This is a genomic window from Robiginitalea biformata HTCC2501 (assembly GCF_000024125.1).
In the GTDB taxonomy this organism is placed as follows: domain Bacteria; phylum Bacteroidota; class Bacteroidia; order Flavobacteriales; family Flavobacteriaceae; genus Robiginitalea; species Robiginitalea biformata.
On the sequence record NC_013222.1, the window covers coordinates 1,825,010 to 1,845,413 of the forward strand.

Sequence of the window (20,404 nt, forward strand, 5' to 3'; positions counted from 1 at the left end):
CCTGATTGCCCTGGCAGGCATCGCCTGCATCCTGATGTTGTCCCTTCGCAAGCTCAAGCCCGTACGGGTGCGTAAATAAGGATCCTCAGGTTCCGAATTCCCGGGAAGCCATGGCTGTCCGGCAACCTCCCGGCAACGCCGAAAGGCGGCTTCAGTCCTTTCCGGGCTGTTTCAACTCCCAGCCCTCGGACTCCTTGGCCTGACGAACCTGATTGCGCACATCCTCCAGCAGCGCCTTTGAGTCGTAGACAATCCCGTCCTTGATCGTGTATTTGACCCCGCCAACGCGGACCACCTCATTGGCTTCAGTCAGTTTGATGGCTCCCGTACCATAAAGTACTTTCAGGTTTTCCAGGGGGTTTTCCCCGATGATTACCAGGTCGGCGAGTTTCCCCACCTCCACACTGCCGATTTCCCCTTCCATTCCCAGGGCTTCCGCCCCGTTCAGGGTGGCCGCGCGGATCACCTCCAACGGGTGGAACCCGGCCTCACGGAGCAATTCGAGCTCCCGGATATACCCAAACCCGTAGAGCTGGTAGATAAAACCGGAATCCGAACCGGCGGTAACCCGTCCCCCCCGGTTTTTGTATTCATTCACAAACGTCATCCAGAGCCGGTAGTTCTCCTTCCAGGCAACTTCCTGCTCCGTCCCCCAATAGTGCCAATAGGAGCCATGGGAGACCTTGCTGGGCGCATAGAACCGCCAGAGGGAGGGCAGGGTATATTCCTCGTGCCATTCCGCCCGACGGGCCCGGTGCAGGTCCCGGCTCGCTTCGTAGATATTGAAGGTCGGGTCCAGGGTAAAGTCCAGGGCGAGCAATTCCTCCATCACTGCATTCCAATGGTCCGAGTAGGGGGGAGCTGCCTGGGCCCAGAGTTTTCCGGCTTCCTCAAACCGGTGTTGTTCGTTTGCGTAGTTGTAATCCAGCGGATAGTCCTGTACCGTCCGGTCTGCAAACAGCGCTTCGGGTAAACCGTACCAGTGCTCCATGCTCGTCAGCCCGGCCCGTGCTGAGTGGAGCACATTCCAGCGGGCAACGGCCAATTGAGCGTGGTGGCATGCCGATCGCAGCCCCAGTCTTTTATTCTCCTCCAGGGCGGCCTGCATGATCGCCGGCTCCGCCCCGAAAAATTTGATGCCGTCCGCCCCTTTCCCGGCGTTTTCCCGTACCCATTCCCGGGCTTGTTCCGGCGTGCTGACGGGTCCGTCGTGCCCCTGGCCAAAGCCTGTATAGGCCAGGATCCGGGGTGCGATGATTTGGTTTTCGGCACTTTTCCGCTTTAAATCCAGGGTGAAATCGACCCCGCGGCCACTGGGTTCCCGAACCGTGGTAATCCCGTGCCCCATCCATAACTTAAAGACATAATCCGGTTCCGCCCCCTGGGCCCGGCCCCCGATATGTCCGTGCATGTCGACAAAACCTGGCAAAACGTACATGCCTGCTGCCTCGATTTCCCGCCCGCCGGCTTGCAGTTCCGGCCGGTTCTCCGGATCGATGGCCACCCCCGGGAATCCCACATTGGCCACCCGGGCAATCCGGTTTTTTTCGATGACGATATCCACCGGCCCGATAGGGGGTGCCCCGTTGCCGTTGATCAGGGTGGCGCCGCGAATGATCAATTGGTCAAAAGGGCCTTCGGAGAGCGGCTGTTGTGCGGAGAGCGCTCCTCCCAAAAGGAGCAGGGCGAATAGGATTGCTTTTTGCATGGACGTGGTTTTCAGTGTCGCTGGATGTATTAGCGGGTTGGTTTTGGATTAGGGCGCCGGCAGCCGGCGCATTGGAAAATTGCCCGGGATTATTTTAATCGGGCACCCGGATGTGGTTCCCCAGGAAAAGCGCATTGAGGAACAGGCGGTTTGTGCCGTACCAGCTACCCCGGAAATTCGGGTTGTCCGCAAACAGCACCACGCGACCGCCTCCCAGGGGGCTCACCAAAAGGGAAGCGGACCCCTTGGCGTAATCCTCCAGGTTTTCCCGGGTGAGGAATCCGTCCAGGTGCGGGTTCTCCGTATAGGCAGCGACGGTGGCATAGGGGTTTTTGGACGGCTGCAACCAGACCTCGTTGTTTTTGTACACCGGGATCCGGGAATCCGTATAGCCAAAAGCCAGGGGGTGCGTCCGGTCCAGGTCTGCCTGCAGGATCACCCCGCCCACGCTTTCCTTGCCGAGGTTTTCCGGGGCATCCACATAGGGTTTCCGCTCAGTAGCTGCGGTGGTATCCTGTTCCTTCTCGGTCAGCTTTTCCTTCACCCAGCCTTTTTCGATGGCGTATTCGGCAGCCCCGGCGATGGCCACCAGCGTATTCCCCTTGGACACCCAGTCCTTGATTTTCCTTTCTTCCCGGTCCGAAAAACTGTAGCGGCCGCTCACCAGGACAAGCGTGTTGTAGTCGTCCAGGGAAGCACCGCCAAAATCCCTCAGGGGGATTTTTGTAATCGGCATATGGACGCGGGTATCCAGCAAATGCCAGACTTCCCCGGCTTCGTAGGAGCGGACCCCTTCACCGATGAGCATGGCTGCCTTGGGTTGTTCCAGGGGCGCTACGTAGCGGCTCCCCAGGTCGATGCCCCGAAGGTGGTACCCCGAGGCCACCCCGAATGCGGGGACCTGATGGGTTTCCTGGGCTTCGCGCAGGAGTTGGTATACTTCGTCGGGGGATTTTGACTGGAGTTGGACGGGCAGGACCAGGGTTCCGTATCCAAAGCGCTTTTCCGCTCCCCCCGTGCGGGTGGTGAACGGTTTGAAGGAACTGGCCAGGACCAGCCCCTTGTTTTGGAGCTCGTGGAGCAGGGCCGGGGCGTTGTAGTCGTTCCAATCGATCAGGTAGGCGTATTCCGATTTTTCGACAGGGGTTACCGGGAAGAGGTCTTTTAGGCTGGTTACCGCTTCCCCGAGCCGGAAATTCCGCTCTGCCCGGTAGTCGATATTGTAGAAATTGGCAACCGACCAGGCGGAGGCGTCGTAGAATACGCTGTCCCGGTATTGCCGGTACGTCTCAAAAAATGTCTGCACCATCCGGTACTGGGGCTGTCCGGCGGGGACTACAAAGCCGCCGCGACCATCTTCATAGACTTTTACGCGGTGGATCAGGAGCTTGTCCAGGAAGGCCTTCATCCGGTTTTTGTCCGGATTGGCCGGGATGCGGTAGGCCCGGGCACGCCCGGCTGCGGCATTCCGCAGGGCACTGGTAAAAAATTCTTTTTGGTAGCGCTGCAGGTAGTCCTTGTTTTCTACAGCTGCCCGAACCGTTGCCATTCCGGAGACCAGTTGGTTTCGGATGGTGAAGGGAAACGTGATTTTGCCGTAGGCGGTCTTCTGGGAGTGTCCGCGGGAACTCGCCTGTTCAAAAAGCAGGCCGAGCCCGCCCTGGAGGTCCGGGTAGGAGGAGCCGTAACCCGGGTACGTCCCGTCGAATACCTCCTTGGTAAAGTACAGGGAGCCCAGGCTGTCGTGGGCCTGGACAAAATAGCCGGCAAAGAGTTCGTTCAGGTCCTCGTAATTCTCCCGGGGCATGATCGGGTCCCGGGAACCGTTGACTTTCATCGGCTCAAAAAAATGCGTGCTCTGGGTCCCCATTTCGTGAAAATCCGTCACCACGTTCGGGTACCAGGTGTGGTACCAGTTGAGTTTGCCCCGGCTCTCCGGGTTGATGGCCAGGAGCCAGTCGCGGTTCAGGTCAAACCAGTAGTGGTTGGTCCGGCCCCCGGGGAAGTATTCGTTGTGCTCGGCGTCCTGTGGATCGGATACCAGCGGGTTGCCCCGGTAGGAATTGGCCCATTGGGTATGCCGGTCGCGTCCGTCCGGGTTGATGGTGGGGTCCAGAAAGACCACGGATTCCTCGCGGTAGCCCGCAACCCGGGGGTCTTCGGAGGCAACGAGGATATAGGCCGTCAGCAGGGCCGCCTCGGAGCTGGAGGGCTCGTTGCCGTGCACGTTATACCCCAGGTTGATAAATACCGGCAGGTCCGGGTCTGCACGGAACGGGGTATCCGGGTTGGTAAATTCCAGGTGGCGCTCCCTGAGGGTTTCGAGTTGCCCGAGGTTTTCTGCCGAGCTGATTCGAAGGATTACCAGCGGCCGTTGCTCGTGGGTATGCCCATAGGTTTCTATCTGCGCCCGGTCCGAAGCCTCAGCGAGAACCTCCAGGTATCGGACAATCCGGTCGTGGCGGGTGTGGTATTCCCCGATGCCGTAGCCCAGGAATTCCTCAGGGGAAGGGATGCCGGATTTATAGGGTTCGTATTGTTTGAGGAAATAGTCCTGAGAAAACAGGCAGGTGCTGCATGCCAGCAGCAGGATTACAAGTGTATTTCGCATGGGTTGGTAAGGCTTTTGAATTACGCGCCTAAAGATAGGGATATTGTCCGATACGCCCCCTCAGGCAATCGTATGGAAGGGCGCATGGGCCACCTCCCGGAAACGGATGATGTAATTGGTGCCTTTCTTGGAGGCGTCCCGGATCACCGACCCCCGCAGTTGCCGGCTCAGGTTGTAGATGAGTTTAAGCCCCAGCGACTTGGTCGTCTTGTGGGAGACGCTTTCGGGGTAGCCCACGCCATTGTCCCCGATCCGCAGGATGTAGTCCGTCTTGTCCTCCTTTTCCAGCACAATGCTGATCTGGCCTTCGTCCTGGTCCTTAAAACCGTATTTGAGGGCGTTGGTGACGGCCTCGTTGATCAGGAGACCCAGGGGGATGGCTGTGTCGATACCCAACTCGATCTCCGGGATATCGATCTTCAGGGAGATTTTATTCTGGGGCCCTTTGATGGAACGTATCAGGTATTCCCCGAGTTCCTGAACGTAGGAACGGTATTCGATTTTGGAAAGGTCTTCCCGCATATAGAGCATTTCATGGACCATCGCCATAGCCACTACCCGGTTCTGGCTGCTGCGGATCAGGCTGAGGGTATCGGGGTCTTCGATGCTGCGGCTCTGCATCCTAAGCAGGCTGGAAACCGTTTGCAGGTTGTTTTTTACCCGGTGGTGCACCTCTTTCAGGAGGATTTCCTTTTCCTGCATCCGCTGTTCCATTTCCCCTTTGGAGCGGTAGAGCCGGTGGTGGGCACTGAGCAGGTTCCGCCCGAAAACGCCGCCCAACAGGTATACGGAGAGCAGGATGCTCAGGAAAGCAAATAAGTTGCGGGACCCTTCCGGGACGACATTCTCCCCCAGGCCCACGCCGCCTACGCTCTGGGAAAATATCAGGACGACAATCAGCAGGTTGATGGCCAGGTAGACCTGCCCGTAGGCCCGGGTAGTCACGTACCCGGCAAAGACGATGAGGGCCAGGATAAAAATAAACGGGCTGTTGATCCCCCCGCTGTAGAGTACAATGGCGACAGAACCCAAAAGCGCCATGATCGACGCGATATTATAGGTGATTACCAGTTTGTTGTGGAAGCGGTGGAGGAGCAGGTTCAGGCCGTTCAGGACCGCGAATCCGGCCATTACCTGCGGGATGACCCGTACGATGTCCATCAATTGCCAGCAGAGGATGGCGAAGACCAGGCAACAGGCCGAGGCGATTAGGTTTACCCGGAACAACAGCCGGGTTTTGTCCTGAAGCCGCTCCCGGTGCTTCTCGTTCTTTTTCATTTTGATGAAAATCGGCTTCTCGGACATAGGCCAGGTTGGGTGATTGCTGGGAACAGCGCTTTATCACGGTAAAGCTAGCTATGTTTTGCGATAAAATCAAAACGGGGGGAAAGAATGCCACAAAAAAAGCGACCCCTGCCGGGGCCGCTCCTGTTACAACTATATGCCGGGAGGGCTTTAATCCTCCACCAGCACCCATTCCCCTTTGGCCAGCAGGGGTTCGGCCTGTTTGTATTTCAGCGTTTTGTTCTGTCCAGAAACGATATTCTTGATGGTTACGCGCTCATTCCGTCCGATTTTCGGTTTCTCCCGGACGATGGTCTCCGTAACCTGCGGGCGCTGCCCCTGGGTCTGGCCTGCCGCGCGGTTGCGGGCTGCAAGTTCGTCGCTGTTCGGGATTTCCTCCTTGCTGGTTTGCAGGTTTTCCTTCGGCTTGCGAACCTGGCGGGCCTCCTGGATTTGCTGGGTGTTCGAAGACGGCAATTCGCCCTTGAAAAGGAAGGATACCACCTCCTTGTTCACCTTCTCGATCATCGCCTTGAACAACTCAAAGGCTTCAAATTTATAGATCAGGAGCGGGTCCTTCTGCTCGTGAACGGCCAGCTGGACGGATTGTTTGAGTTCGTCCATTTTGCGCAGGTGCGTCTTCCACGCATCGTCAATGATGGCAAGGGTGATGTTTTTTTCAAAATCGGTGATCAGTTGCTTCCCGCCGCTCTCATAGGCGGCTTCCAGGTTGGTCACCACGTTGAGCGTCTTGATCCCGTCCGTAAAGGGCACCACGATCCGTTCGAATTTATTCGCGTCGTCCTCGTAGACCTTTTTGATTACCGGGAAGGCGATCTCGGCGGCCCGTTTCATCTTTTCCTGGTAGTGCTCGTAAACCTTCGCGTAAATTTTCTGGGCCATTTCCTGATATCCCAGCTTATTGAATTCCGCTTCGTCGATGGGCGCGGTGATGGAGAAATACTTGATCAGCTCGAATTCAAAATTCTTGTAATCCCCGGCCAGTTTGTTCGTTTCCGCAATCACCTCGCAGGTGTCGTAGATCATGTTGGCGATATCCACCTTCAGCCGGTCGCCCTGCAGGGCGTGACGGCGGCGTTTATAAACCACCTCCCGCTGGGCGTTCATCACATCGTCGTATTCCAGCAGCCGTTTCCGGATGCCGAAATTGTTTTCCTCCACTTTCTTCTGGGCGCGTTCGATGGATTTGGTCATCATGCTGTGCTGGATGACTTCCCCCTCCTTGAGCCCCATGCGGTCCATCATCTTGGCCACCCGCTCGGACCCGAAGAGCCGCATCAGGTTGTCCTCCAGGGAAACGTAGAACTGCGAGCTCCCGGGGTCTCCCTGCCGGCCGGAACGACCGCGCAACTGCCGGTCGACCCGGCGTGAGTCGTGGCGTTCGGTCCCGATAATGGCCAGCCCGCCGGCTTTTTTGACCTCTTCGGTCAGCTTGATATCCGTTCCCCGGCCGGCCATGTTCGTCGCGATGGTCACCACGCCGGGTTTCCCTGCTTCGGCCACGATATCCGCCTCTTTCTTGTGTAATTTGGCGTTCAGGACGTTGTGATCCACCTTGCGGATACTCAGCATGCGGGAAAGCAATTCGGAAATTTCAACGGAGGTGGTACCGATCAGTACGGGCCGCCCCGCCTGCGATAATTCGGTTACCTGGTCGATGATTGCGTTGTATTTTTCCCGCTTGGTCTTGTAGATGAGGTCCTGCCGGTCGTCCCGGGCAATAGGCCGGTTGGTGGGAATTTCCACCACATCCAGCTTGTAGATTTCCCAGAATTCGCCCGCTTCGGTTACAGCTGTACCGGTCATCCCGGCCAGTTTGTTGTACATCCGGAAGTAGTTCTGGAGCGTGATGGTGGCAAATGTCTGGGTCATCGCCTCAATCTTGACGTTTTCCTTGGCCTCGATGGCCTGGTGGAGCCCGTCCGAATACCGGCGTCCGTCCATGATCCGACCGGTTTGCTCGTCCACGATCATCACCCGGTTGTCCATCACCACGTATTCCACGTCCTTTTCAAAAAGCGTATACGCCTTGAGGAGTTGGGTCATCGTGTGAATGCGTTCGCTTTTTACGGCAAAATCCTTGAAAAGGCTTTCTTTTTTCTCGGCCTCTTCCTCGATATCGAGTTCCTGGCTTTCGATCCGCGCTATTTCGCTCCCGATATCCGGCATGACGAAGAAATCCTTTTCCTGGTCCCCGGAAATGTATTCGATGCCCTTGTCGGTGAGTTCAATCTGGTTGTTTTTCTCATCGATGACGAACAACAACTCGGAATCTACGGTGGGCATTTCCCGGTTGTTGTCCTGCATGTAGAAATTTTCGGTTTTCTGCAGCAACTGTTTGATGCCCTCTTCGCTCAGGTACTTGATGAGCGCTTTGTTCTTGGGGAGTCCCCGGTGAACGCGGAGCAGGAGCAGGCCGCCCTCCTTGGTGTCGCCCTCGGCGATTTTCTTTTTGGCTTCTGCCAGCACCCCGGTCAGGTAGCGCTGCTGTTTCTGCACGAGTTCGGATACCTTGGGCCGCAGCTCGTTGAATTCATGCCGGTCGCCCTCGGGGACCGGTCCGGAGATAATCAACGGCGTCCGGGCATCGTCGATCAGTACGGAATCCACCTCATCCACAATGGCGTAGTGGTGGGGGCGCTGCACGAGGTCGCCCGGGGTATGTGCCATGTTGTCACGCAGGTAGTCGAAACCGAATTCGTTATTGGTCCCGTAGGTGATATCCGCATTGTAGGCCGCGCGGCGTCCCTCGGAATTCGGCCGGTGCTTGTCGATGCAGTCTACCGAAAGCCCGTGGAATTCGAATATCGGGGCCATCCACGCGCTGTCCCGACGGGCCAGGTAGTCGTTTACCGTCACCAGGTGGACGCCCTTTCCGGAGAGCGCGTTCAGGTATACGGGCAGGGTCGCCACCAGCGTCTTCCCTTCACCTGTTTGCATTTCGGCAATCTTGCCCTGGTGCAGGGCGATCCCGCCGATGAGCTGTACGTCGTAGTGCACCATGTCCCAGGTCACTTCCTTACCCGCTGCATCCCAGGAGTTTTTCCATACGGCTTTTTCTCCGTCCAGGCTAACGTAATCCGCGCGTCCGGACAATTCCCGGTCGAATTCACTGGCGGTAACCGTAATCTCCGGGTTTTCCTTGAAGCGCCTGGCGGTTTCCTTTACTACGGCAAAGGCTTCCGGCAGCAGGTCCTCGAGGATTTTTTCAGTTCGCTGGTAGGCCTGTTCCTCCAGATCGTCGATCTGTCCGTAGAGGCTTTCATTCAGGTCGATGTCCGTGGAGTTGCCGACCTCGGCCTTCAACGCCTCGATCTGCTCTTGTAAATCGGCTACTCCCTCGTGAATCGCCTGGCGGAACCCGGCCGTTTTCTGGCGGAGTTCGTCGTGGGTAAGCGCCTGCATGGCCGCCTCATGGGATTTGATTTTCTCGACAAGGGGCTGGAGTGCCTTGACGTCTTTACTGGCCTTGTCGCCTACAAAAGCCTTAAGGACCGTATTGATAAAACTCATAGTATCTGGTATTTTTTAGGGCCGCCCGGTGCGGGGATACCCCTGGCGGGCGGAGCGGAAATCCGGGCCCCGTTCCCGGGACAATTACACCCGCAATCGTGCAAAAGATGTTCCAGTTTCCCGAATTATCGGAAGAAACGCCCGGGGCTGCCAAAATTACATAAAAAAAAGCCTCAGATGAGGCTTTTGGATGGCGACTTGCCGCTTGTATCAATATTCATCCTCGTTCCAGAGGTAATCTTCTTCCGTCGGGTAGTCCGGCCAAATCTCTTCGATGGATTCATAGATCTCCCCGCCTTCTTCTTCCATGGACTGAAGGTTTTCTACCACTTCCAGGGGAGCCCCGGTGCGGATGGCATAATCTATCAATTCATCCTTGGTGGCCGGCCAGGGCGCATCGCTCAGATAGGATGCCAATTCTAGTGTCCAATACATCTCAGTAGATTGATTTTAAAATTTTTGCAAAAATAATTTTTAAACAAAAACAGCCAAGGATTTCGACTGTTATTTATAATAATTACAATAAAAATCACAATTGGGCAAAAATAGAACGGGGAAATTGCGATTTTATTCGCTCCCCGACCCGGGAATCCATTTTTTTTCAATCGTTCCGGTAGCTGCCGCCAGGCTGCGGGACAGCACAAAAAGGTAATCCGAGAGCCGGTTCAGGTAGGCCAGGACGGTATCCGGAACCGGACTTTGCTCGGCCAGCAGGGTGGTCATCCGCTCCCCGCGCCGGCAAACCGTCCGCGCGATGTGACAGGTTGACACCGCCGGGTGCCCGCCGGGCAGGACAAAATGCGTCATGGGGGCCAGGTTCTCCTCGAGCTGGTCAATGGCGGTCTCCAGGGAGGCGATGTCCCCGGCCTCGATCTCAGGTATTTGCAGCCGCTGCTTCCCGCTTTTCAGTGTTGCCTTCTCCGGATCGGTGGCCAGCATGGCCCCGGCGGTGAACAGGCGGTCCTGGATACCCAGCAGGGTTTCGGTGTGCGGCTGGCAGGCCTCCTGGTCCCGCAGCATGCCAATCCAGCTGTTCAGCTCGTCGAGCGTCCCGTAACTCTGGATGCGGATGTGGTGCTTGGGAACCCGGGTGCCCCCGAAAAGGGCCGTAGTGCCTCCGTCCCCCGTTTTGGTGTATATTTTCATAAGGCGATTTTTATTCCTTCCGGGGAAGGTCGGAATTCCGGTCGTCGTTGTACCGGTCCCGCAACCGCTGGCCTTCCATAAAATTGCGCGATTTCCGTTTCCGTCCCTTTTTCTTGTTAAAAGTGGCGATCAGGAAGTACACCAGGAGCAGGCCGCCGAGGATGTAGAAAATGGTGTTATCCATGACTCATAAAATTAATGGTTTAATTCCGGATTCTAAAATGTTCCCTGGCCTGTCCGTGCCTGAAAAACAACAGTCCTGCGGAGAAATTCTCCAGGCTGACGCGAACCTGCGGCAGGGATCGGGCCTTTTTCCAGGCCACCTGCCCACCGGGCTCGCGCAACCCGCCGACATACGCCACGGTGCGGCGGTTGAAATTCCCCGGTTTTTCCAGCCATTCCAAAAGCGCATTTCCCGGGGATTCAAAGAGGCAAAGGTCCGCGGGAGGGGCCCCTTTCCAGACTAGCTGCGGGAATTCCGCCTGAAGCTCTTTGACCAGCTTTTCGGCGGGCTCTGACGCCCAGGCCGACTCCGCCTTGAAATGCCGGAGAGCCGCGTGCAGCAGCCAGAGCGAGGAAGGCAGCCCCTGTCTGTTCTGCCGGTAATAGGTCTGGTCCAGGAAACTGTAGATAAAGGGCGAATGCGTCCCGTGTCGGTTTTTGGCCCGGAGCCAGTAAAGGAATCTCTGGAGCATGGCTCGATATTGCAGATTATTCTTCGATGGCGGCCAGTTCAAACCAGCGTGCCGTCTTTTCTTCCAGTTCCTGCAGCAAATCGGATAATTCCCGGGAAAGCCGGTCCATCTCCTCCCCGGGGAGGGACGGATCGCTGAATCCCGTTTCGATTTCCCGCTTCCGCGCCTCCAGTTTTCCGATTTCGGTTTCCAGCTGCCGGTATTCCCGTTCCTGGTTGTAGTTCCTTTTCCCTTTTCTGGCCCCGGAATTGGCAGGGGTATCCCGGGTAACAGACGTTGCTGCATCGGATACCTCAGGCGCAGGCGCTCCGGAAGGCACCTCCGCCTGCAGGCGGTAATCGGAATAATTTCCCGGGAAGTCGCGGATGCCGCCCTTGCCGTCAAAGACAAAGAGGTGGTCGGTTACCTTGTCCATGAAATACCGGTCGTGGGAAACGATCAGGAGCGTACCCGGGAAATCGAGGAGGAACTCCTCCAGGACATTCAGGGTGACGATGTCCAGGTCGTTGGTGGGCTCGTCCAGGATCAGGAAATTGGGGTTCTGGATCAGTACGGTGCACAGGAAGAGACGCTTGCGTTCGCCCCCGCTGAGTTTCTCTATATAGTCGTATTGTGCTTTGCGGTCAAAGAGGAACCGTTCGAGTAATTGCTGGGCACTGAGTTGGCGCCCCTTTTTCAGCGGGATGTAGTCCCCGAACTCCCGCACGGCGTCTATCACCTTCTTCCCCGGGGATGCCTCCAGGCCGTGTTGGGTATAATAGCCGAATTGCAGGGTTTCGCCGTGGACCACCTTCCCGGTGTCGCTTTCCAGGTTTCCGGTAACCAGGTCCAGGAACGTGGTCTTCCCGCTGCCGTTCGGGCCTATCAGGCCAATGCGTTCCCCCCGCTTAAAATGATAGGTAAAGCCGCTGAACAATTCGCGGCCGTCATAGGATTTGGAGATATTGTGCAGCTCAACCACCTTGGTGCCCAGGCGCTCCATATTGATCTCCAGCTCCATTTCCCGTTCCTTCCGCCGGCTGAGGGCCTCCTTCTTCAGTTCTTCAAAATCCTCGATCCGCGATTTGGACTTGGTGGTACGGGCTTTGGGCTGCCGGCGCATCCATTCGAGCTCCTGCTTATACAGGGAACGGGTTTTTTTGGCGGTGGTGGAGGCAATTTGTTCCCGCGCCTCTTTTTCCCTGAGGAAGTCCTGGTAGATGCCGGGGTAATGGTGGAGTTCGCCCCCTTCGAGTTCCAGGATGTCCGTACAGACCCGATCCAGGAAATACCGGTCGTGGGTGACCATCAACAGGCTTACCGGGCGGTTGGCGAAGTATTCCTCCAGCCACTCGATCATGTCCAGGTCCAGGTGGTTGGTGGGCTCGTCCAGGATGAGCAGTTCGGGTTCCTCGATCAGGGCGTGCGCCAGGGCCAGCCGGCGCCGTTGCCCGCCGGAAAGGCTGGAAACCCGTTGTTTCTGGTCGTGGAGCCGGAGGCGGGAGAGGATCTGGGAAAACCGGGTCTCCAGGTCCCAGGCATTGGCCCGCTCCATCGCTTCGAATGCCCGTTGATAGCCCCTGGTGTCTTCCGGATGTTCCAGGGCCTCCTCATACCGGGCCAGGATCCGCACCGTTTCATTGCCTGTGTCGAACAGGGTCTGTGCCACGGTCAGGTCCGGGTTGAGGTCGGGGTGTTGTTCCAGGTAGGCCCTTCGCAGGTTCTTCCGGTAGGTGACCGATCCGCTGTCCGGGCTGTCCTTGCCGGCCAGGATGTCCAGCAGTGTCGTTTTACCCGTGCCATTCCGGGCGATAAGCGCAACCTTTTGCCCCTGGTTGACCCCAAAGGTCAGCCCGGAGAACAGCGTGCGCTCCCCATAGGATTTTGCCAGATTTTCGGCACTGAGCAGGTTCATGCCGGTTTTTTTAGGTGGTGGATCAGCAACAGGTAGCGCAGGGCCAGCGCAGACCACAGGATGGCCACAACCGGGTGGAACGCCTGTACCCCGGTGGCCCATAAGATCAGGCAGACCCCCATTAAACCCAGAAGAGCTATCAGGTACCGCCGCAACCGGTTGTCCGGCTTTCTTTTCTGGAGCAGTTTGAAGGCGATATACCCATTGACCGGAAAGGCCCAAAGGATGTTGAAATTCCAAACCGTGGAGGTGTGGTCCGTAAAAAACCACAGGAAGCCGATGAGGAGACCGGCGAGCCCCGTGGTGAGGAAAAGCAGGAAATCCAACCAGCGGCTGCGGGAGCCGTTCCGGAAATCGATCCAGCTGATGGTTGCGGTAAACACCAAAAGGAATAGTGCCCAGAATAGCGGATTTGCGGTAAAGTAGCGAATGTTTACCGGGTTGGGAAGGTCCAGGATGTCCCGTTCCCTCAGGATAAGGGGTTCCCCGCCCAGGGTGGCGTCCCCCACGAGTTGGCGGACGTATTCCGGCAGGAAGCTGTAGCCGAGGGGGGAGGCCTTTCTGTCCACTACGGCTCCCAGGGCCAGGTCGATGCCCAGGCTGGACCAGGAATTGACCTGCAGGTTTTGCTGGATGAGTTCCCGGTAAGTACGGCCGTCGCCTGAGAAGCCGGACACCATGTCCAGCCCCGGCCCGAGCACTTCCCGGAGTACGTCCGGGATCTTTGTCGCGCAGTTTTCGGCCAGGAAATCGTACTGGTAGTAGCGGTTTTCGGGCCGGTTGTTCCGCTCCAAATATTCAAATAATGCGGTTTTCTGCCCGGGATTCAGGTCCAGCAGTTGTTCGCTGACCCACCGGCCCTCCAGCTGGTAGGTGTACAGGAAATTGGCAAAATCGGTACGGCTCAGGGCATAACGGAGTTTTCCCCTGGCAAATTTCATATAGAAATTCGGGGTGTCGAAATCGAAGGTGCCGTAATTGTATATCCAGTCGAGGCCCTGTGCCGGATCCTGAACCCGGAAGGCACTGTGGCCGAATTGCGCGTAGAGGTCGGTACCCGGCCCGCAGGTAATTACGCTGATCCGCGCGTCGGGGCCGAGCACAGCCTGCTGTCCGGAAGCAACCCCTGCCATACAGGCGCAGAGACAAACGAGAAAGATTCGGAAATGGTTCATTTGCTGTAGGCCCGGGATAAGTTGGATTGCCGACAAATATCCAATATATTTCGGCAACTTCCAATGTCGCCGGCAGCCGGTATCCGCAGGGTGGCGGCATATTCTGCGAATTGTACTAATTTTACGATAACGGAAGCCCGGACCGCCGGCTCCAAGCCCAACCGATATATGAGAAACCTGCCGAATATCATTACCCTGCTGAATTTGCTGGCCGGCTCCATCGCCGCTGTATTTGCCGTTCTCGACCGCCTGGAATGGGCGGCCGCCTTTTTTATGCTCGGGGTGATCTGCGATTTCCTGGACGGGCTGGTGGCCCGCAAGCTTGGGGTCTCCTCCGAATTGGGCATCCAACTCGATTCCCTGGCCGACCTGGTCACAAGCGGGCTGGTTCCCGGGCTCGTAATGTGCCAGTTGCTCGGGATGTCTGTCAGCGGGGGATGGAGCAGCAATAGTTTTTTTACCGAAGCACTTTCAACCGGCGACTGGCCGCACGCGTGGCTGCCGTTTACCGGTCTGGCGATCATCCTGGCCTCGGCCTGGCGCCTGGCCCGTTTCAACATCGACGAAGACCAGGTGAGCAGTTTTACGGGCCTGCCCACCCCGGCAAACGCCCTGCTGATCCTCAGCCTGCCGCTTATTCTGCTCTATAACGGCAGCGATGCGGTAAGCGCTGTTTTGATGAATCCCTGGGTGCTGATTGCCGTGACGATCTTATCCGTTTACCTGCTCAATGCACCCATCCGGCTGTTTGCCCTGAAATTTGATACCTGGAGCTTCCGGGACAACGGGTATAAGTACATCTTCCTGATCCTGTCCGGGGTGGCCCTGCTGACCCTGCAGTTCCTGGCGGTTCCGCTGATCATCCTGATGTACGTGTTGTTTTCCCTGTTCGCCCAACCGAAATGAATAACGCGGCGGTTCCGCCGCGGTGATCCGCCGATCCGCCGATGGGCTGCCAGCCGGCAACCGAATCAGAAAAGCAGTTTTTTCTTCCGGAGTTCAAAGTTCTGGCCCAGGTAGACCTTCCGCACCATTTCGTCCGCAGCCAGGTCTTCGGGCAGGCCGGACTTGAGGATGCCTCCTTCGAACATCAGGTAGGAACGCTCCGTGATGGCGAGTGTTTCCTGCACATTGTGGTCGGTGATCAGGATGCCGATGTTCCGGTTTTTAAGTTGGGCGACAATTCGCTGGATATCTTCCACGGCAACCGGGTCTACCCCGGCAAAGGGCTCATCCAGCAGGATAAATTTGGGGTCGGTAGCCAGAGCACGGGCAATTTCGGTCCGTCGGCGCTCCCCCCCGGAGAGCAGGTCCCCCCGGTTTTTACGGATGTGGCCGATCCCGAATTCCTCGAGCAGGCTTTCCATCCGCATGTGCTGTTCCTTTTTGCTGAGGTCCGTGAGCTGCAGGACGCTCAGGATATTTTTTTCGACGCTGAGCTTCCGGAATACCGAAGCCTCCTGTGCCAGGTAGCCGATCCCGTACTGGGCCCGCTTGTACATCGGGAATTTCGTGATTTCCGTCTGGTCCAGGAATATGCGCCCCCCATTGGGTTTGATCAGCCCCACGATCATATAAAAGGACGTTGTTTTGCCTGCACCGTTCGGGCCGAGGAGCCCGACGATTTCACCCTGGTTGACTTCCAGGGAAATCCCTTTAACGACCTGGCGGCCGCGATAGGATTTCATGATATTTTCGGCTCGGAGTTTCATGGGACGTGGGCCAAACTTACAGTTTTTCGGGTGGGGTCGGTGCCATTTTCGGATTTTTTTAACCCTTGTTTTCCAGGACTTCCCAGAATTCTACCGCCCGCCTCAGGTGGGGGATGGTGATGGTGCCGCCCACCAGGGTGGCGATGCCCAGGGTTTCCATGACTTCCTGCTTGGTGGCCTGGTGTTTGTACAGGGTTTGCAGGTGGTACCGGACGCAGTCGTCGCACCGCAGGACCGTCGAGGCCACCAGGCCCAGGAGTTCCTTGGTCTTCACGTCCAGGGCGCCCGGGGCGTAGGCGTTCGTGTCCAGGTTAAACATCCGCTTCATCAGCCGGCTGTCGCTGTTGAGCAGTTTTTCGTTCATCCGTTCCCGGTAGGCGTTGAATTCATCGACTTGATCTGGCATTCTTCTGGGCTTTTGCCTGCCGTTTGAGCACGACAGAGGAGATGTAAATACTGATTTGATACAGGATCAGGACGGGCACGGCCACTATGATCTGACTGGCCACGTCCGGCGGGGTGATCACCGCGGAGAGGACCAGTACAATCACCAGGGCAATCTTCCGGTACTTCCGGAGGATCTCCGGGGTAACCAATCCCACCCGGGTGAGGAAAAAGATGATGATGGGCAGTTCAAACATGATTCCGCAGGCAATGACCGCTGCCCGCACCGTGGAGATGAAAGAGCTGATATCGATTTCATTCAGCACTTCCTCACTGACCTGATAGGTGCCCAAAAAATTGATGGACAGGGGGGCTACCACGTAATAGCCAAAGAGGACCCCCATAAAGAACAATGCCGAGGCTATCAGGATAAAGCCCCGGGAGTGCTTGCGCTCTTTTTCATAGAGCCCCGGGCTGATGAACTTCCAGATCTCGTAGAGCACGTAGGGGAAGCCCACGATAAATCCGGCCCATATGGAAGTCCAGATATGCGCGGAGAATTGTCCGGCCATCGTCCGGTTCTGGATGGTAAATGGCAGGGAATCTGCACAGAAGGCGGAATCGAAGCCCAGGCTCGTGGCGATATCGCAAAAGAGCCGGTACGTCGGGAAACTCATCTTTTTGGGCCCGAAGATGATCGTGTCGAAAATAAAGTCCTTCATCAGGAATGCCCCCACACCGAGGATCACGATGGCCAGTGTAGACCGGATCAGGTGCCAGCGCAGCTCTTCCAGGTGGTCCAGAAAGGACATTTCATTGGGGTCCTTGCGTTCTTTCTTTGCCATTAAAGTATGCCCTCCTTGATTAGGTTGTGGATATGGACCACCCCGATGTACCTGCCGTCCCGGGTGGCCAGCAATTGTGAAATGTCATTTTCCTCCATCATTTGCAGCGCTTTGACAGCCAGGACCTCGGAATCGACCGTTTTGGGCCCGGTGGTCATGATATCCCGGGCGCGCAGTCCGGCAATATTGTCGTGTTTGTTGAGCATCCTCCGGATGTCCCCGTCCGTGATAATCCCGGCAACCCGGTCCCCGTCCATCACGGCCGTGACCCCGAGCATTTTCTCGGAAATCTCCACGATGGCATCCTTGACCGGTGTATCCCCGGATACCTGCGGCACCTGGTTTTGCGCGGCGATGTCCCCCACGCGCAGGTAGAGTTTTTTCCCCAGGGTCCCTCCGGGGTGGTAGCGTGCAAAATCCCGGCTGCTGAACCCTCTGAGTTCGAGCAGGCAGATAGCCAGGGCGTCGCCCAGCACCAATTGGGCTGTTGTGCTGGTAGTCGGGGCCAGGTTGTTTGGGCAGGCCTCTTTTTCTACATAGGTGTTCAGGCAGTAGTCGGCGCGCCGGCCCAGGAAGGAATCCGGGCTGCCCGTCATCCCGATCAGCGGGTTGCCACCCTGTTTGATCAACGGGACGAGCAATTTGATTTCCGGGGTATTGCCGCTCTTTGAAATGCAGATGACCACGTCGTTTTGCTGGATGGTGCCCAGGTCTCCGTGAATGGCGTCCGCTGCGTGCATGTAGATGGCCGGGGTACCGGTGGAATTCAGGGTCGCCACAATTTTGGAGGCGATAATGGCGCTTTTGCCAATACCGGTGATCACCACGCGGCCGTCAGCTTCGAGAATGCACGAAACCGCCCGGGAGAAATCCTCCGTAAGCAGGGTGGCAAGGTGGTGGATGGCATCGCCTTCCAGGGCGATTGTTTGACGCGCTATTTCGAGTATAGCCTTACTGTCCTTCAAGGTTTTGCATTAATTAACACTAGCGGTTTCCAATCCTTAAAATGTATACAAAAGAGGGATTGTTTTTAAAAGAATGTGCTATATTTAAGAAAACAAAATTACATAAACTTATTAGAAACAAATTCAATTCCCCCGCATTTCACATTCGGCACATTATTTGCCGAGACCACCCTGTATCATCCAATGGATACGGCATACCCGGGGCCCCGGGATTGTGATGTTTGCAGAAAGAGCATGAAGCATGATTTTGAATGAGACCGACCTGAAAGCGTCCCTGAAGAAATACTTTGGGTTTTCGCAGTTTAAGGGACTTCAGGAAGACGTAATTAAAAATATTGTCCAGGGCAGAGACACCTTCGTCATAATGCCTACGGGAGGAGGGAAGTCGCTGTGTTACCAGTTGCCGGCCCTGATCGGCGAAGGCACGGCCATAGTGGTATCCCCACTGATTGCCCTGATGAAAAACCAGGTGGACGCCATCCGGGGCGTCTCGGACAACGACGGGGTGGCCCACGTGCTGAATTCCTCCCTGACCAAGGGTGAGGTCAAAGCCGTGAAGGAGGATATTACCTCCGGGGTCACCAAATTGTTGTACGTGGCCCCCGAATCGCTGACCAAGGAGGAATACGTGGACTTCCTGCAGGGGGTAACCCTTTCCTTTGTCGCTATAGACGAAGCCCATTGCATCTCGGAATGGGGGCACGATTTCCGTCCAGAATACCGGAATCTGCGATCCATTATCGACCGCCTCGGAGACGACATCCCGATTATCGCCCTGACGGCGACGGCAACCCCCAAGGTACAGGAAGACATCCTCAAGAATCTGGGTATCCCGGAAGCTGAAGTATTCAAGGCTTCCTTCAACCGCCCGAACCTGTACTACGAGGTACAGCCCAAAACCAAGAACGTGGATGCGGACATTATCCGGTTTGTGAAGAAAAACGCCGGGAAATCGGGTATTATATACTGCCTGAGCCGCAAGCGGGTGGAGGAACTCGCCCAGGTGCTGCAGGTAAACGGGGTCAGCGCGGTGCCGTACCATGCCGGTTTTGACGCCAAGACCCGCTCCCGGTACCAGGATATGTTCCTGATGGAGGAGGTGGATGTGGTCGTGGCTACCATCGCCTTCGGCATGGGGATCGACAAGCCGGATGTGCGCTATGTGATTCACCACGACATTCCCAAGAGCATTGAGAGCTACTACCAGGAAACCGGCCGGGCCGGCCGGGACGGGGGCGAAGGCCACTGCCTGGCTTTCTACAGCTACAAGGACGTGGAGAAACTCGAAAAATTCATGGCCGGCAAGCCCGTGGCCGAACAGGAAATCGGCAACGCCCTGTTGCAGGAGATCGTCGCCTACGCGGAAACATCTGTTTCCCGCCGGAAATTCATCCTCCACTATTTCGGGGAGGAATTCGACGAGGTCAACGGCGAAGGGGCGGATATGGACGACAACGTCCGGAACCCCAAGGAAAAGGTGGAAGCCCGGGACGACGTGGTAAAAATCATCCGGGCCGTCAAGGAAACAAATGAAAAATTCAAGGCCAAGGAAATCGTCAAGACGCTTACCGGGTCGTCCAACGCCCTGATCGCAGCCCATAAGACGGCCGGCAAAGAGGTTTTCGGCTCCGGGGCGGACAAGGACAAACACTATTGGATGGCCCTGGTCCGGCAAATCCTGGTAGCCGGCTTGTTAAAGAAGGAAATTGAACAATACGGCATCCTGCACGTTACCCCGTCCGGTGAGGAATTCCTGAAAAACCCGACATCCTTTATGATGACCCGTGACCACCGGTACAGCGAGGCCCAGGAAAGCCCTTCCGGCGGCACAGTCCGGCCGCGTTCCGGCACGGGGGACGATACGCTGCTCAAGCTGCTGCGGGACCTCAGGCGCAAAGAAGCTGCCAAGTTGGAAGTGCCGCCCTTTGTGATTTTCCAGGACCCTTCCCTGGAGGATATGGCTTTGAAATACCCCGTCAGCCATGAGGAACTCGTGAACATACACGGAGTGGGGGAAGGCAAGGCCCGCAAATACGGCAAACCGTTCCTCGGGTTGATTTCACAATACGTGGAGGAACACAATATCACGAGACCGGAGGACCTGGTGGTAAAAAGCACGGGTGCAAATTCGGCCCTCAAGCTCTATATTATCCAGAATGTAGACCGGAAACTGCCGCTGGACGACATCGCAGCGGCCAAGGGCCTGGAATTGCCGGAGCTCGTCCGGGAGATGGAACAAATTGTCTTCAGCGGTACCCGGTTGAACCTGGGCTACTACATCGACGATATCCTGGACGAAGACCAACAGGAAGAAATCCACGATTATTTTCTGGAGGCGGAGTCGGACGATATCGAGGAAGCCCTGAAAGAATTTGACGGGGAATACGAGGATGAGGAACTCCGGCTCTACCGCCTAAAATTCATGAGCGAAGTCGCAAACTGACCCAAAGC

At 56.6% G+C, this 20,404-nt stretch carries 16 protein-coding genes; 2 read left to right on the top strand and 14 right to left on the bottom strand.

Going from position 1 to position 20,404, the window contains the following annotated elements:
• Positions 1–151: 151 nt before the first annotated feature.
• The 10 genes from RB2501_RS08150 to RB2501_RS08190 form a co-directional block, all read right to left on the bottom strand.
• Positions 152–1,708 carry an amidohydrolase family protein gene (locus tag RB2501_RS08150; RefSeq protein ID WP_015754300.1) on the bottom strand — a complete coding sequence of 519 codons (1,557 nt, stop codon included), beginning with the start codon at positions 1,706–1,708 and terminating at the stop codon, positions 152–154.
• 94 nt (positions 1,709–1,802) lie between these two features.
• A complete protein-coding gene (locus RB2501_RS08155) occupies positions 1,803–4,319 on the bottom strand; it encodes a M14 family metallopeptidase (protein WP_015754301.1) in 2,517 nt (838 codons plus the stop codon).
• A 60-nt stretch (positions 4,320–4,379) separates the two neighbouring features.
• Entirely contained in the window at positions 4,380–5,597 is a 1,218-nt protein-coding gene (locus RB2501_RS08160) for a sensor histidine kinase (RefSeq protein WP_041327097.1), read from the bottom strand.
• A 177-nt stretch (positions 5,598–5,774) separates the two neighbouring features.
• Positions 5,775–9,137 carry a preprotein translocase subunit SecA gene (gene secA / locus RB2501_RS08165; RefSeq protein WP_015754303.1) on the bottom strand — a complete coding sequence of 1,121 codons (3,363 nt, stop codon included), beginning with the start codon at positions 9,135–9,137 and terminating at the stop codon, positions 5,775–5,777.
• Between the two features lie 210 nt (positions 9,138–9,347).
• Positions 9,348–9,572, bottom strand: coding sequence for a DUF2795 domain-containing protein (locus RB2501_RS08170; RefSeq protein WP_013551418.1), 225 nt, complete (start codon positions 9,570–9,572; stop codon positions 9,348–9,350).
• 132 nt (positions 9,573–9,704) lie between these two features.
• Entirely contained in the window at positions 9,705–10,283 is a 579-nt protein-coding gene (locus RB2501_RS08175) for a cob(I)yrinic acid a,c-diamide adenosyltransferase (protein ID WP_015754305.1), read from the bottom strand.
• Between the two features lie 10 nt (positions 10,284–10,293).
• Positions 10,294–10,467 (bottom strand): hypothetical protein, encoded by a 174-nt coding sequence (locus tag RB2501_RS16240; protein ID WP_015754306.1) that lies wholly within the window; start codon positions 10,465–10,467, stop codon positions 10,294–10,296.
• A gap of 19 nt (positions 10,468–10,486) precedes the next feature.
• Positions 10,487–10,978 (bottom strand): hypothetical protein, encoded by a 492-nt coding sequence (locus RB2501_RS08180; RefSeq protein WP_015754307.1) that lies wholly within the window; start codon positions 10,976–10,978, stop codon positions 10,487–10,489.
• Positions 10,979–10,994: 16 nt separating this feature from the next.
• On the bottom strand, positions 10,995–12,872 hold the full coding sequence (locus RB2501_RS08185; RefSeq protein WP_015754308.1) for an ABC-F family ATP-binding cassette domain-containing protein: 1,878 nt from the start codon (positions 12,870–12,872) through the stop codon (positions 10,995–10,997).
• Positions 12,869–14,047 (bottom strand): Lnb N-terminal periplasmic domain-containing protein, encoded by a 1,179-nt coding sequence (locus tag RB2501_RS08190; RefSeq protein ID WP_238528059.1) that lies wholly within the window; start codon positions 14,045–14,047, stop codon positions 12,869–12,871. The genes RB2501_RS08185 and RB2501_RS08190 overlap by 4 nt, the downstream gene beginning before the upstream one ends.
• 168 nt (positions 14,048–14,215) lie before the next feature.
• Between RB2501_RS08190 and RB2501_RS08195 the strand changes: the two genes are divergently transcribed.
• Positions 14,216–14,953: a CDP-alcohol phosphatidyltransferase family protein gene (locus RB2501_RS08195; protein WP_041327647.1), complete on the top strand. Its 738-nt coding sequence runs from the start codon at positions 14,216–14,218 to the stop codon at positions 14,951–14,953.
• A gap of 65 nt (positions 14,954–15,018) precedes the next feature.
• Here the strand turns inward: RB2501_RS08195 and lptB are convergent, their stop codons facing one another.
• Genes lptB through RB2501_RS08215 form a run of 4 tightly spaced genes read right to left on the bottom strand, consistent with a single transcriptional unit; the run spans position 15,019 to position 17,953 of the window.
• The gene (lptB, locus tag RB2501_RS08200; RefSeq protein WP_015754311.1) at positions 15,019–15,759 is read right to left on the bottom strand and encodes an LPS export ABC transporter ATP-binding protein; all 741 of its coding nucleotides are present in this window, start codon (positions 15,757–15,759) and stop codon (positions 15,019–15,021) included.
• Positions 15,760–15,817: 58 nt separating this feature from the next.
• Entirely contained in the window at positions 15,818–16,165 is a 348-nt protein-coding gene (locus tag RB2501_RS08205) for a carboxymuconolactone decarboxylase family protein (RefSeq protein ID WP_015754312.1), read from the bottom strand.
• Positions 16,146–16,988 carry a twin-arginine translocase subunit TatC gene (gene tatC / locus RB2501_RS08210; RefSeq protein ID WP_015754313.1) on the bottom strand — a complete coding sequence of 281 codons (843 nt, stop codon included), beginning with the start codon at positions 16,986–16,988 and terminating at the stop codon, positions 16,146–16,148. The genes RB2501_RS08205 and tatC overlap by 20 nt, the downstream gene beginning before the upstream one ends.
• Positions 16,988–17,953: a KpsF/GutQ family sugar-phosphate isomerase gene (locus RB2501_RS08215; RefSeq protein WP_015754314.1), complete on the bottom strand. Its 966-nt coding sequence runs from the start codon at positions 17,951–17,953 to the stop codon at positions 16,988–16,990. The genes tatC and RB2501_RS08215 overlap by 1 nt, the downstream gene beginning before the upstream one ends.
• 241 nt (positions 17,954–18,194) lie before the next feature.
• Here RB2501_RS08215 and recQ point away from each other — a divergent pair, with 241 nt between their 5' ends.
• Positions 18,195–20,396 (top strand): DNA helicase RecQ, encoded by a 2,202-nt coding sequence (gene recQ / locus RB2501_RS08220; RefSeq protein ID WP_015754315.1) that lies wholly within the window; start codon positions 18,195–18,197, stop codon positions 20,394–20,396.
• Positions 20,397–20,404: the final 8 nt, after the last annotated feature.